Origin of the sequence: Mesorhizobium sp. M9A.F.Ca.ET.002.03.1.2 (genome assembly GCF_003952365.1) — a bacterium.
GTDB lineage: Bacteria > Pseudomonadota > Alphaproteobacteria > Rhizobiales > Rhizobiaceae > Mesorhizobium.
In genome coordinates this window covers 5,933,919-5,947,606 of record NZ_CP034443.1, presented here as the reverse complement: position 1 = coordinate 5,947,606, position 13,688 = coordinate 5,933,919, and the positions used below count along the sequence as shown (strand labels likewise).

Below are 13,688 nucleotides of genomic sequence, written 5' to 3'. Positions count from 1 at the left end.
ACCCGATGTCCAGCCTTCGCCCTTCGCCGATCACGCCGACCGTAGACTTCGACCGCGACGGCGTGCAGCACGGTTTCCTGCGGTTGCCTTACAGCCGTGACGACTCAGCCTGGGGATCGGTGATGATCCCGATTTGCGTGATCCGCAACGGCAACGGGCCGAGCGCGTTGCTCACCGGCGGCAATCATGGCGACGAATATGAGGGTCCGCTGGCGCTCTACGATCTCGCCCGCACGCTCGATCCCAGGCACGTCAGCGGCACGGTGATCATCGTGCCGGCGATGAACTATCCGGCGTTCCGTGCCGGCACCCGCACTTCGCCGATCGACAAGGGCAACCTGAACCGCAGCTTTCCCGGCCGGCCCGACGGCACGGTGACCGAGAAGATCGCGGATTACTTCCAGCGCGAATTGCTGCCGCGCACCGACATCGCGCTCGACTTCCATTCCGGCGGCAGGACGCTCGACTTCGTGCCGTTCTGCGCCGCCCATATCCGGCCCGACAAGGTTCTGGAAGCGAAAGGCTTCGGGGCGGTCGAAGCGTTCTCGGCGCCGTGGTCGATGAAGATGCTGGAAATCGACGCCGTCGGCATGTTCGACACCGCCGCCGAAGAAATGGGGAAGCTGTTCATCACCACCGAGCTCGGAGGGGGTGGTACGTCCCGCGCGGAAACGGTACGGATCGCCCGTCGCGGCGTACTCAATGTGCTGCGCCATGCCGGCATCGTCGCCGGTGCGGTCGAGATGCAGCCGACCCGCTGGCTGGACATGCCGTCGGGCGATTGCTTTTCGTTCGCCGAGGACGACGGGATGATCGAGACGATGATCGATCTCGGCGAGCCGGTGGAAGAGGGCCAGGTTGTGGCGCGCATCCACTCCATCGGCCGCACCGGCGCGGCACCTCAGGAGATCAGGGCAAGAATGTCCGGCCTTCTGACCGCGCGGCATTTCCCCGGACTGGTCAAGGCGGGCGACTGCGCCGCCGTGGTCGCCGTGCTGGTCGACTGAAGCCAGCCAGACTCAGGTTTGGTCGTTCTGCCGTGCGGTGTCGCCCTCGAAGCCGCAACGCCAATAGGCGACCACGAGATGCGCGTCGCGCTCCAGCTTCCGGTCCTGCCTGAGATAGGACCGGATGGCGCGGAAGCTCTTGTGCTCGCAGCCGACCCAGGCGAAGACGCTGCGCCTGTCTTTGGGCCAAGGCACGTTCCGGACCGCGTCCTGGAGCAAAACGGATTTGCCTGAGGCCACGCCGTTCCTGTGCAGCCATTTTATGTCCAGCGTGGCCTGCGAAACCAGCTTCTGCTCCTCGTCGCCATTGGCGACCTCGATGCGGACCACGGCGTGCACGCCGGCCGGCAGCGCCTCCACTATGCGGCCGATCGCGGGCAGGGCGGTCTCGTCGCCGGCAAGCAGGCACCAGTCGGCCGAGGGGACGTCGCCGCCGCCCGGCCCGGTCATCCCGACGATGTCGCCGATGCGTGCGTTGGCCGCAAAGCGTGCGCCGGGCATGCCGTCGCCATCATGCAATACGAAGTCGATATCGACTTCGCCTTTTTCGACGTCGATGCGGCGGATGGTGTAGACGCGTACGTCCGGCCGCCGTTCCGCTTCGGGCCATGCCGGACGGCCGTCCTCGCCGGTCACAGGCCAGGCCGGTACGGCACCATCCCTGGGAAACAGCAGACGAACATGAAGCCCGCCCGTCGCGAAGCGCCCAAGGTCGTTTCCGGCCAAGGTCAGCCGCTGCATATGCGGCGTTACGCTGGCGGTTCGCACAACGCGCATCTCGCGGAAATAAGGCAGCTTCTGGCCCGCTGCGCCGTCGCCTTGCCAGATGATGCTGGGGTTTTCCGCCGAGGCGAAATGCAGCAGATGCTCGGCGATGGCGAGCTTCACATAGGCCAGGGACGTCTCGTCTCTGCCTTCGGCAAGAACCTTCAGGCAGTGTTGGCTGGCTTCCATGCTGGCCGAACCGAAGGCCGTGTCGATGCGGCTGCAGGCGCCGTCGACGGCGACATCGCCATGATCGGCAAAATGCGCGCAGAGCCGCTTCATGATGTCTTGCGGACGAGACAGCACAATGTCGGCGGATGCCTTGAGATTCCTCGGCATTTCAACCATGGCGCGGCACTCCTTTTGCGAGCAGATGGACGAGATAAGGTCCGCCAAGCAGCGAGGCGAACAGGCCGACGGGCAATTCGTATGGAAAAGCCACCATGCGCGACAGCCAGTCCGACACGATCATCAGTAGCGCGCCGACAAGGACCGCGCCGGCGAGGTGAACGGGCGCGCGGGCAAAGCCGACCAGCCGAGCAAGGTGCGGCGCGATGAGGCCGACGAAGCTCAGCGGCCCGACGAACAACGCGGCAAGCGCGGTCAGGATCGCGGCGAGAACGATCAGCATCAGCCGACCGCCCGCGACCGGCAGGCCCAGCCCGCGCGCGGTATCTGCGCCAAGTGGCAGGATGTCGAGCCAGCGGGTGGCGAGAAACAGCGGCAGCGTCAGCAGTACCAGGCAAGCGACCATGATCCAGGCATCGATGCCGGTCGCCTGGCTGGTCGAGCCGCTGAGCCAGCGCAACAGGACGTAGGACTGCGCATTTCCCATCGCGATCGTGGCGGTGATGAGGGCGCTGCACAGCGCGCTCATGGCGATGCCGGCAAGCAGCAATCGCTCGGCGCCGAATTTCGCCCGTGCGGCGATTGCCAGCATGGCGATCAGCACCGCCAGCGAGCCGAAAACGGAGCCGGTGAATTGCCAGCCGGGCCCCGCCGTCGCGCTGACCATCAAGACCGCGGTCAGGCCGGCGCCGGCGCCGGTGCCGACCCCCAGCACCTCGGGGCTTGCCAACGGATTGCCGGTGATGCGCTGGATGACGACGCCCGCCGCCGCAAGCATGGCGCCGGCGGCTGCCGCCGCGCCGATCCGCGGCGCACGCCAGGCTGCGAGATCGGAGAGCATCTCGCCGCCGGCGACCGACCAGCCCGCCGGACCGCGCCCGACAACGAGCGCCGCCACCGCCGCGACAAGCGCCAGCAGAAACAACAGCAGGATGATCAGCTGAGGATGAACGGCCCTGCGCGGGGAAGTGCCTGATGTGCTGAGGCTCGGCCATTCGAGCAGGCGCAGCCTCGGCAGCAGCCAGAGCAGAATCGGGCCGCCCAGCAGCGCCGTGCCCGCGCCGGTCGGGATCCGCTCGCCGCCGGTGCCGGCCGCGAGCTGCACCAGCCCATCCGTCAGCCACAGCAGGATGGCGCCGATCAGGGGCGCGGCCAGCAGCTTTTGCGCCAACGAACGGGCGCCTGAAAGCGTGGCGAGCGCGGGTGCTGCAAGGCCGACAAAGCCAATGACGCCGACCTCGGCGACCACGGTGGACGCCATCCATACGGCAAGCGCAATGACGAGAAAGCGGCTTGTGTGGCGCGCGATGCCGAGACTGCGCGCCGTGGCGTCGTCGAGGCCAAGGATCGTCAGGGGCCTGAGCAGCAGCAGTGCGGCCACGGCGCCGACCGCCAGCCTGGTCGACAAGGCGACGGCCGGCCCCCAGTCCTGCTGGACCAGCGATCCGCCGCCCCAGATGAACAGCGAGAACAGATAGTCGCCATTGGCGAGGATCAGGGCGGCGCTGATGGAACTCGCGGTCAACGCCACCATCATTCCGGCAAGCACGACGGAGACCGGCTCAAGCGCGCGCTGCCAGGTCAGCGACAGCACCAGCAGCACCGCAGCAATGCCGCCGGCAAAGGCGACCGGCCCTTGCGACCGCTCCATCAGGAACGGCGCGTAGACGGAAGCCGCCGTCATCGCCAGCTGCGCGCCCGACGAGATGCCGAGCGTCGACGGTTCGGCCAGCGGGTTGCGCAGCACGTGCTGCAGCAAAAGCCCGGACAGGCCGAGAACGGCGCCCGCCAGTACCGCCACCGCCGCGCGCGGCACCGTGCTGTAGAGAAGAATGACACGGTCGAGATCGATGCCGTTGCCCGGCAGTGCGGTCGGCCACTGTATGCTGACGCGCCATGCGAACAGGAGTGCCGCCACCCCGGCCAAAAGACCCCAGAGCGCGATCGGCGGCAGCGCATGTCCGGTCACGGCGCGCTCAGTCATCGCACGGTCAGCCATGGATCTGCCCAAGTGCCGCTGTCGCCAGCCGTGCGAAGCGGCGCGCCGAGGGCAGGCAGCCAAAATGATTGATCGGCTCCAGCAGGGCGACACGGCCCTCGCGGCCCGCCGGCAATGCGTTCCACAGCGCATTTGCGGGCAGCGAACGGCCGACATCGGCCGGAAGCGGCGAGACGACGAGGATCGATGCATCGGGAACACGCGCCAGCGCTTCCAGCCCGACCGGAGCGGCGGCGCTGTAGCTCGTCTCGTCGGCCCAGGCATTCTCCAAGCCGAGACGCAGCAGCACGTCGCCAAACATGGAATCCCGGCCAAAGGCGCGGAAATGGCGTGAATCGCCGAGGCTGATGACGAAGACCGGCCGTCCGGAGGCGGACGGTGGTGTGGCGCGCAACCGCGTGATTTCGACTGATGTCTCGTCGACATAGCGCTTCGCCTCGGCCTGTCGCCCGAGCTTTTCGCCAAGCGCCAGCGTCGCCGCTTCGGCGAGCGGGTAGGGCGGCACGCCAGGTTCGTAGACCGTTTGCGCAAAGACCGGCGCGATGCGCTCGAGTATCGGGCGCTGGTATTCGTAGAAGCTGGAGATGGCGATAAGGTCTGGCGCGACGATGCGCAGCAGCTCGTAATTGGGCGTGCCGCGCAGCCCGAGATCGGTCACGGATCGAGGGACGGTCGGTTCGATCGCGATCTTTCGGAACTGGATGAGCTCGGTCGCCGCGACCGGCTCGATGCCAAGCGCGATCATGGTTTCCAGCATGCCCCAGTCGATTGCGGTAACGCGCAGCGGTGCGGCCCGACCGGCGATCGGCGGCAGCAGGGCTGTGGCCGCCAGCGCAAGCACCTGCCTTCTGTTGAGCAGATGGTTCATCGCCGGCGGATTTGGCACAGAACTACCAAGTCGTGTGGGCCTTCAGCTTGAACGAGCGGCCTTCGCCGTAGGAACAGGTCACAAGCGTCTGGCAACTGGCCACATAGGTCTTGTCGAAGAGATTGGTGATGTTCAGGTCGACGCCCCAGTTCTCCTTCTCGTAACCGAGCTTCAGATCGGCCAGCGTGACGGCCGGCACCTTCCATTTGTTGTCGTTATCGGCCCAGGAGGAGCCGATATGACGCACGCCGGCGCCAATCGAGATGCCGTCATACCAATCGCCGCGGAAGGTGTAGTCGACGGATGCCGAGGCCATGACTTCGGGCACGATGAAAGGTGTCTTGCCGATCAGGTCGGGGTCGTCGCTCTTGGTGAAGTCGATATCATAGGCGGTCAGCGCCGCAGTCACCCTGAGATCCTCGGTGACGTTGACCTTGCCTTCGAGCTCAACACCGCGCGAACGTATCTCATCGGCCTGGACCTGGGCAAACGGGTCGGTGTCGCTTGCCATGGCCACATTCTGGCGCGTCAGGTCGAAGAGCGACAGGGTGAACAGGCCGTCGATGAAGGTCGGCTCATATTTGATGCCGACCTCGTACTGCACGCCCTCTTCCGGCTTGAACAGATCGCCATTCGCGTCGGTTCCGATGATCGGATTGAAGAAGGTGGCGATGCTGGCATAGGGGGTGAGGCCGTTGCCGAATTCATAAGCGAGACCGGCGCGGCCGGAGAAATCGCCGCCGGTCCTGCTCTCGGTGCTGGAGGCCGGGCTGTAGTAGGTCGGGCGGTTGTCGGCTTCGAGCCAGGCGCGGTCATAGCGGCCGTTCAGCGTCACCAGCCAGCCATCGCCAAAGCGCAACTGGTCCTGGACGTAGAAGCCGAGCTGTTTTTGCGTCAGGTCCTGGTTGAGATAGCTGACGCGCGGCGTCAGCGGCGAGCCGTAGATAGGGTCGAACGCATCGATGGGATTGGCATTGTCGGGGTCGTAGAGGCCAGACGACTGGACGTGGTCGATGTTGTAATATTTGTAGTCGAGGCCCGCCAGCAGCGTGTGTTCGACGGGGCCGGTCTCAACCTTGCCCTCGATCTGCAAATCGGACAGGAATGTCATGACGTCGCTGTCGTGGCCGAAGTTGATACGGTTGAGCTCAGTGGGACTGGCTGTGGGGTCCGCATCTCTGGCCCAGCCATTGGGATAGACGCTGACCTCGTCGATGGATGCCGCGTCGAAGCGCATGTTGGAACGCACCGTCCAGTCATTGTCGAAAGTGTGCTCGAACTCGTAGCCGATCGAGCCCTGTTCGCGCTTGTAGAGATCGATATCAGGCTCGGTGAAATTCGCGTCGGGGTCGATACGGCCAAAGTTCACGCCGTCGACGATCCGGTCCGTCACCGTTCCCTGATAGGGCAGGAAACCGCCACCATTGTGGGTCTCGTCGATATGGCTGAAATTGGCCAGGACCGTCAGCCGGGTCTGCTCGTCGGGCTGCCAGATAATGCTGGGCGAAATAAAACCGCGCCAGCCATCCTGCAGGTCGCTATAGGTGTCGCCGCCGGCGACGCGGCCGTTGACGCGGTAGCTGACCACGCCGTCCTTGGCCACGTCGCCGATATCGAAGCCGAGATAGACATTGCCGGCGTCGTTGACGCCGGTCTCGACATATCGCTGCCTGCCGTCAGGACGCTTGCTGACATAGTTGATGATGCCGCCCGGATTGCTGCCGCCATAGAGCACGGAGGCGGGGCCTTTCAGCACCTCGATGCGCTCGAGCCCGAAGGAATCGACATAAAAGCCGCCGAAGCCGTAGCTGAACAGCTGCAATCCATCCATGTAGACGCCGGTGGCGGTCGCCTGGAAGCCGCGGATGAACAGCCAGTTGGTGTCGCTGTCGGGGCCGAAGGGCTGCGCGAAAACACCGGCGGTGTATCGCAGCGCTTCGTCGGCCTTCTGCGCGCCCTGATCGTCGATTTCCTGCCGGCCGATCACCGAGACGGATTGCGGAATTTCGGTGAGTTCGGTCGCGGTCTTGGAGCCGGTCTTGGTCTTCTTGGCGACGACGCCGTCGACCGGTCCGGTCGCGCTGTCGCCGGCCTCGCCCTCGACCACCACGGGTTCGAGCTGGACGTTGTCCTGCTGCGCGAACACGGTCATGGGCGGGATCAAAGCGATAGCGGCGCCTGCCAGGAGCGGCTTCATCCGGCAGATTCTGTTCATAAGGCAAACCCCAGGTTCTCGAAACGCATATACCTGACTGTTTACCTCAGCTTATTTGCGGGTCATTGGATGGATTTGCGCGGTTTGTCGGTTTTTGTCCCAAAAGGCGGACATTGCGACTTGATGTTGCGGAAATAAGCGCGTCGCGCCCGTTGCCGGCACTCTTTATCCACGCACCTGGCGTCAATCCGACCACGGATTTGAACACCCGCGTCAGATGGGCCTGATCGAAAAAGCCGGTCGCTTCGGCGATATCGCCAAGTGAGGCGGATTCGCGCAACATCATGGCCTGGATTTTGCGGATCCGTGCCTGCATCTGCCAACGGTGCGGCGGTATACCGGTAGCCGCCTTGAATGCATGGCTAGTGGCGGTTTCCGACAGGCCGGTCAGCGCGGCCAGATCGGCGAGACGGATCTTGCCCAGGCAATGCGCGTCGATGTAGTCGGTGACCAGGCGCAACTTCCGACGAGACAGCGGCGTGCGGCGCCGCTGCCCGCCCGGTTGGCCGATTTCGAAAAGTCCGGCGAACAATGCATTCAGCAAGCCCTCGCCATAGAGATCGTGCATCGGCTGGCCGCTGTCGCATTCGGCCGCGATCAGGCCGGCAAGCATGGCGATCCGGTCGTCACGAAACTGGAACCGCGACACATGCAAGGCGTCGCGGTCCAGGCTGCCGCCGAAGCGGCGCGTCAGCGCTGCCTCGTCGAAATGCAGATCGAGGTGCTTGATGCGGCGCAGGCCCTCGACCCTGCCCCTGATGGGCACTCCCGCCGGTATATAGGCCATGGAAAATGCCCGGTCGTGACGGCGCAATTCGCCCCGCGCTCCTTCGACGAAAAAGGCGCCGTCGCCGTCCACATCCAGCGCGACAAAGAGCCGGGGGTCGGGAGAAACATAATAGCCTTCCGCCTTTTCCCCGCACGCAACATCCCAGAGGTCGGCGACAACGCCGTCCCAGACATGCCCTTTGAGGCCGCCAATGACGGAAAAACCTTGGATACGACTTTCCATGCGTGGGGCGAAGGCCACTTCCCGTTTCCCTGTAATGGCATGATCCATTCGCCTTGATATATTTCATGACAGAAATTATCAAGTTTTGGTGGGATCAACAGGAATGCAGCACCCGAGCCGAGGGCACCGCGCCCGTCGGCGCTCTCACAAACAGCTTACGAGTGTCACTCGATCAGCAGCAAGCCGCGCTTTCTGTCGCCATCGCTATCGATTGTGTCCATGGCAGAGAACAGGCGCTCACGCTCGATCAGCCAGGGTTTGTAGTCCTCGTTGACATCGAGGACAAAGACCATGTCCTCGGCCTCCAAATAGCCTCCGATCGGGGAAAAATGGCCGACACCGGCGCCGAAAATCTTCTCACGGGTAAAGTTGACGATGTAGCGGCGGCCGGGATCGTTGGCGCGCTTCATGTGCTCGCGAAACGCGCCGGCGCTGAGATTGCGAAGCACCGAGACTTTCCGCTTGGTATTCGTTCGAGCGACCTCGGCCACTTCGTCCAGCGTAAGCCCGATGATGCAATAGCCTGTCCAACACTTTCCGGTTCCATCGAGGACTTCGGCTTCGGTTGTCTCCTCCTCGCCGACTGAGCGGAATGCGTTTGCAATGCTTGCCGGGCCGCACCGCGACCCGTTTGATTGCCATGTAACCTCGGCATTGAACGTGGCTGCCACAGGCAGCTTCCAGGCGCTGACAATCAATTCAGGGGTGCGGGTAACCGACGACTGGATTGCGTCTTGCGAAACTCTGGACTGGCCAGCAATCAAAAGTGCGGCGCCGCCCAGCAGGCCGACGACGACAATCACACTGCCGACAATCACACCGAAAGCGAGACTGCGCCTCATTGCTGAACCTCGCAGCAGCAACAGGACAATGAAGAAAAGGCGCCGCAACGTCAATCAGCGCCGCATCCCGCCGTCAGCCATCCGGTGCAACAGATCTCGTGGATCGGTCGGCCTTCACAGGGCCTTCTGCCGGAACTTCGAATGACAATCCGAGCAATCCTGCAGGATAAGATGCAGGAGGTGCTCGGCGGGAGCCTTGGCAGGATCGGCTTCCGCCACTGCCGGCCGCTTGCCAAGCAGGCTGCCGCCGCCCATCGCCGGGCCGGAACCCATCCTCATGTCGTCGGTAATATCAGGGGGCGCCCGCTCGGCCTTGGCGGCCAGCGTGCTCGCCAGCGTCGCCATGTGACGGGCCAGCGCCTCGAATTCCGGACGAGCCTGATCGATTTCCAACTTGGCGCCCGAAGGCGCACCTAAGCTCGCGCTGGGAAATTCGGTAATGAGGGCAGGGCCGGCGCGGGCGCGGATGGTCTCGGCCGCCGCCTTGAAGGCCGCGGCATCATAGGCCTGCCTGCCGTCGAACATCCCGGCGATTGTCTTGGCCGCTGCAGCCATCTCCTTCATCGACGCCTGGCGCGCCTTGACGATTGCATCGCGGCCGGCGTGCGTTGCGGCGACCGCGGCGGAGGCGCAGGCAAACGAGAGCATCGCTGCGGCGGCCCATTTCACTGGACCATGCCTTCTCCCGCCAGTTCGTCGATGATTGGGCAGTCCGGCCGCTCGTCGCCATGGCAGTGCTCAACCAAATGATGCAGCAGGTGGCGCAATCCGGCCAGTTCGGCGATCTTCCTGTCGATCTCCACCAGCTTGGCCCCGGCAATGGCCTTGACGTCGGCGCTTTCGCGGTTCCTGTCGTGGTAGAGCGACAGCAACTGGCGGCACTCGTCGACCGAAAATCCCAGGCTGCGCGAGCGCTGCAGAAACCGCAGGCGGTGGATGTCGGCCACCGAATAGTCGCGATAGCCATTGTCTGTCCGGGCCGGGCGCAAAAGCCCGATGTCCTCATAGTAACGTATCGTCTTGGACGGCAGGCCGGATTTTTCGGAAGCGATGCCGATGTTCATGGTTGTAGATCTCCGTTTGCAAGGAAATAGACCTTCCAGCAGCTGGAAGGTCAACCACCTTGGTGGAATTTCACATGGCGAGCCGCAGCATTGTGGCAATTGCCGCCGGAACACTGGCCGTCGGAACACTTGGAGCCGCCGCGGTGCGGTGCCGGAGCCGATGGTGCTTGCGAACGCAGCATCGCCTGGCAAAAGCGCGTGCTGATCGCGGGATGAAACCAGCTTTCGGAAACGTTTGTCGAAACAACGCTCAAACCTGATGTCTGACTCCGGGTGTTGATCAGTAAAGACCTCCGGCGGTGGCCCCACGCTACACCGTGCACACGCTGAGGAGACAGAATATGCCGGCCAAAGCCTATATCAACCGGATCGCGATCGCGGTGCCGGAGCACGAGGTTCATCAATTCTATCTGCGTTTCGCGGCCTCCATGCTTGCGCCCGATCGCCGAAGAATTTTCGAACGCATGGCCGATCTTGCCGGCATCGAGCGCCGCTATTCCTGCTTTGCACCTGCCATCGACCCCGAAGGACCATCTGCCGATCGTGCCGGGACCTTTATCCGGGGCGCCTTTCCTGGAACGGCTGTGAGAATGGCAATGTTCGGAGATGCCGCACCTGCTCTGGCGCAAAAATGCATCGACGGTTTGCGGCTTGGCGATAACGCTTGCCGCGTCACCCATCTCATCGTCACCACCTGCACTGGTTTTTCGGCGCCGGGCATCGACCTGGAGCTGGTTGCGCGATGCGGCCTCTCGGACAGGGTCGAACGCACGATGATCGGGTTCATGGGCTGCTATGCGGCAATCAACGGCCTGAAGCTTGCCCGCCACATCGTCCGCTCGGACCCGCACGCCAAGGTCCTTCTGGTCAATATCGAACTCTGCACGATGCATCTGTGCGAAACCACCGAGCTGGAAAAGCTGCTGTCGTTCTGCCTCTGGGGCGATGGCTGTGCGGCCGCGCTCGTCACCGCCGAGCCGGCCGGCATCGAGCTCGCCAGCTTTCACTGCATCGTGGCGCACGAGCGGCGGGATCTGATGAGTTGGAGCATTCGCGACCACGGGTTCGAAATGGTTCTTTCCGGCCAGGTCCCGGCAGCGATTCATGACGCGTTGCGGAGCAACCAGGATGCCATCCTCGGCGGCCGGACACCGGAAACGATCGACCTTTGGGCCGTTCACCCGGGTGGACGTTCGATTCTCGACGCCGTCGAAAGGGCTCTGAAACTCGCGCCCACCGCGCTTGAGCCATCGCGCGAGGTGTTACGCCAGTACGGAAACATGTCGTCCGCGACCGTCATGTTCGTGATGAAAGAGATGTTGAAGGCGCCGTCGGGCCTGCTCGGCTGCGGCATGTCGTTCGGACCTGGGCTGACTGCCGAAACCATGCTTTTTCGAACAGTGTCATGAGCGGGCTGGAGCACCGCCTGCTTGCGCCGGAAATCCTCGACGGACTTGCGGCCGATGACCCGCAAGCGCTGGCCGCGCGCCGCGACCTCCGTCGCATCAACGCGCTGATGTTTCAGGCCAAGATCATGGCGTCGCTGCTCAGGAAATTCGTGCCAAAGCCGCCGCGCCGGATTCTGGAGATCGGCGCCGGCGATGGCAGGTTCATGCTGGCGGTAGCACGGCGCATGGCCAGGCATTGGCCTAAGGTCGAGTTGGTAATGCTCGACCGCGTCGACCTCATCACCGCCCAGCTGCGCAGCGATTTTGACAGGCTGGGATGGACGGTCGAAGCGATCACCGCCGATGTCTTCGATTGGGCAGAGATGGCCGACGATGAGCGCTTCGATGCGATCACCGTCAATCTGTTTCTGCATCATTTCGACGATGCCGAGCTCGTGCATCTGTTTTCGCTGATGGAGCCGAAAGCCCCGTTGCTCCTGGCGACAGAGCCGGTGCGGACGAAACTGGCAATGGCCGCGGCCCGTCTTCTGCCGGCAATCGGCGCCAATGACATCACACGAAACGACGCGGCTCAAAGCGTGCGTGCCGGCTTTCGCGGCAGCGAGCTTTCCGCTCTCTGGCTTGCGGCAAACGGTAAACCGGTAGAGGAACGGCGCGCCGGCCTTTTTTCTCATATTTTTGTCGGCGCCAGCGCCGGTAATGACCCATGACGCGATTGTCGACCCATGATGCGATCATCATAGGTGCCGGCCCGGCGGGCACATCCGTCGCGCTCACGCTGGCCCGACACGGGTGGGCCGTGGCCATTGTCGAAAAGAGCACGTTCCCGCGCCGCAAGGTCTGCGGCGAATACATGTCGGCAAGCAATCTTGCGCTTTTGGACCAACTGGAGGTCGGCGACGCGTGGCGTGCCAATGCCGGTCCCGAAATCCGCCGTGTCGGTTTCTTTTCCGGCGAAACTGGCGTCGAGGCGCCAATGCCTCATGCGAAAGATGGCTTCGGCCGGGCGCTCGGCCGGGACATCCTCGACTGTCTGCTTTTGCAGGCGGCGCGATTTGCCGGCGTCGAAATCTTTCAACCCTACCGCGCCGTCGCCATCGACCGGGATGGCGAGACGCAAATGGTGCGAATTCAAGCCGGAAACGAAACGGCGATGTTGCGTGCGCCGGTGATTGTCGCCGCACACGGTTCCTGGGAACCAGGAGCGCTGCCCAGCCAGCTTGGAAAGAGCAACCGCCCTTCGGACCTGCTCGGCTTCAAGGCGCATTTCACCGGGTCATCCCTGGCGCCTGATTTGATGCCTCTGCTGGTGTTTCCGGGCGGCTATGGCGGCATGGTCTCGGCGGATCATGGCCGGCTGTCGATCTCGTGCTGCATTCGGCGCGATATGCTCGCGCGGTTGCGCGAACGCCGCGGCCCAAACGAGAGCCATGTGACGGCTGCCGATGCAGTTTTCCGCCATCTCATTGACTCATGCCGGGGTGTGAGGGGCGCCCTGGAGTCAGCTCATCCCGACGGTCCGTGGCTAGCCGCAGGTCCGATCCGGCCGGGAATTCGCCCCTGCTACGAAGGGGATATCTTCCGCGTCGGCAATGCGGCCGGAGAGTCTCATCCAATCATCGCCGAGGGCATCTCGATGGCGCTTCAGTCCGGCTGGCTGCTGACTTCGGAACTCGCAGGCGCATCAGACGACCGTCCAGGGCGCGAAGCTGCGGGCAGGCGCTATGAGGCGGCCTGGAAAAGGCTATTTTCGACGCGGATCTACGCCGCTGCTGCTATTGCCGGAATTGCCCTTCGCCCCGGTAGCGCCACCTTGATGGCGGCAATTGTCAGGAATTTCCCGCAGGCACTGACATTGGGCGCGCATCTAAGCGGCAAGACAAAGCCGGTTCCCGGCTTTGTCTGACAGGGGTGCGGTGTGTCATGCCGAGCACCACAGTGTTAGCTCCGTCACTTCGGGCAATCTTCCATATCCGAAGTGCCACTGGTGGTGTTTGTATCCATGTTGGCCCCCGCCATGTCCTTGCACCGGTCACCCGTGCCGTCAGAGCCCGGGGTTGAATTCGTTGCGTTTGGATCGACCGGAGTTGGGCTATCGGTGCCAGGAGGAGTGGTGGGGTCTCCATTAAAGTTGTATCGCCGATTGCGATAACTACCCA

At 63.6% G+C, this 13,688-nt stretch carries 13 protein-coding genes; 5 read left to right on the top strand and 8 right to left on the bottom strand.

The features are described from left to right. The first annotated feature begins 5 nt into the window (after positions 1-5). Positions 6-1,007 (top strand): N(2)-acetyl-L-2,4-diaminobutanoate deacetylase DoeB, encoded by a 1,002-nt coding sequence (gene doeB / locus EJ066_RS28920; protein WP_126043305.1) that lies wholly within the window; start codon positions 6-8, stop codon positions 1,005-1,007. Positions 1,008-1,019: 12 nt separating this feature from the next. Here the strand turns inward: doeB and EJ066_RS28915 are convergent, their stop codons facing one another. The 5 genes from EJ066_RS28915 to EJ066_RS32275 form a co-directional block, all read right to left on the bottom strand. Further along, entirely contained in the window at positions 1,020-2,120 is a 1,101-nt protein-coding gene (locus EJ066_RS28915) for a siderophore-interacting protein (RefSeq protein WP_126043304.1), read from the bottom strand. Further along, the gene (gene fhuB, locus EJ066_RS28910; protein ID WP_126043303.1) at positions 2,113-4,119 is read right to left on the bottom strand and encodes a Fe(3+)-hydroxamate ABC transporter permease FhuB; all 2,007 of its coding nucleotides are present in this window, start codon (positions 4,117-4,119) and stop codon (positions 2,113-2,115) included. Before fhuB ends, EJ066_RS28915 begins: the two co-directional genes overlap by 8 nt. After that, positions 4,112-4,987, bottom strand: coding sequence for an iron-siderophore ABC transporter substrate-binding protein (locus EJ066_RS28905; RefSeq protein ID WP_126043302.1), 876 nt, complete (start codon positions 4,985-4,987; stop codon positions 4,112-4,114). The genes fhuB and EJ066_RS28905 overlap by 8 nt, the downstream gene beginning before the upstream one ends. Before the next feature lie 22 nt (positions 4,988-5,009). After that, positions 5,010-7,184, bottom strand: a complete 2,175-nt coding sequence (locus tag EJ066_RS28900) for a TonB-dependent siderophore receptor (protein WP_126044095.1) — start codon at positions 7,182-7,184, stop codon at positions 5,010-5,012. A 64-nt stretch (positions 7,185-7,248) separates the two neighbouring features. After that, a complete protein-coding gene (locus EJ066_RS32275; protein WP_245455014.1) occupies positions 7,249-7,815 on the bottom strand; it encodes an AraC family transcriptional regulator in 567 nt (188 codons plus the stop codon). A gap of 36 nt (positions 7,816-7,851) precedes the next feature. Here EJ066_RS32275 and EJ066_RS32270 point away from each other — a divergent pair, with 36 nt between their 5' ends. Continuing rightward, complete coding sequence (locus tag EJ066_RS32270) at positions 7,852-8,271, top strand: hypothetical protein (protein WP_245455013.1); 420 nt, start codon at positions 7,852-7,854, stop codon at positions 8,269-8,271. 107 nt (positions 8,272-8,378) lie between these two features. Here EJ066_RS32270 and EJ066_RS28890 read toward each other — a convergent pair whose 3' ends face one another. The 3 genes from EJ066_RS28890 to cueR form a co-directional block, all read right to left on the bottom strand. Continuing rightward, positions 8,379-9,056, bottom strand: coding sequence for a phytochelatin synthase family protein (locus EJ066_RS28890; protein ID WP_126044094.1), 678 nt, complete (start codon positions 9,054-9,056; stop codon positions 8,379-8,381). A gap of 114 nt (positions 9,057-9,170) precedes the next feature. Continuing rightward, on the bottom strand, positions 9,171-9,725 hold the full coding sequence (locus EJ066_RS28885; protein ID WP_245455012.1) for a cytochrome c: 555 nt from the start codon (positions 9,723-9,725) through the stop codon (positions 9,171-9,173). Next, the gene (gene cueR / locus EJ066_RS28880; protein WP_126043301.1) at positions 9,722-10,120 is read right to left on the bottom strand and encodes a Cu(I)-responsive transcriptional regulator; all 399 of its coding nucleotides are present in this window, start codon (positions 10,118-10,120) and stop codon (positions 9,722-9,724) included. Before cueR ends, EJ066_RS28885 begins: the two co-directional genes overlap by 4 nt. A 341-nt stretch (positions 10,121-10,461) precedes the next feature. Here cueR and EJ066_RS28875 point away from each other — a divergent pair, with 341 nt between their 5' ends. The 3 genes from EJ066_RS28875 to EJ066_RS28865 are packed head-to-tail and all read left to right on the top strand — an operon-like array spanning position 10,462 to position 13,435. Beyond that, positions 10,462-11,529 (top strand): type III polyketide synthase, encoded by a 1,068-nt coding sequence (locus EJ066_RS28875; RefSeq protein ID WP_126043300.1) that lies wholly within the window; start codon positions 10,462-10,464, stop codon positions 11,527-11,529. After that, positions 11,526-12,239, top strand: a complete 714-nt coding sequence (locus tag EJ066_RS28870) for a methyltransferase domain-containing protein (protein WP_126043299.1) — start codon at positions 11,526-11,528, stop codon at positions 12,237-12,239. Before EJ066_RS28875 ends, EJ066_RS28870 begins: the two co-directional genes overlap by 4 nt. After that, positions 12,236-13,435 (top strand): NAD(P)/FAD-dependent oxidoreductase, encoded by a 1,200-nt coding sequence (locus tag EJ066_RS28865; protein WP_126043298.1) that lies wholly within the window; start codon positions 12,236-12,238, stop codon positions 13,433-13,435. The genes EJ066_RS28870 and EJ066_RS28865 overlap by 4 nt, the downstream gene beginning before the upstream one ends. Positions 13,436-13,688 lie beyond the last annotated feature (253 nt).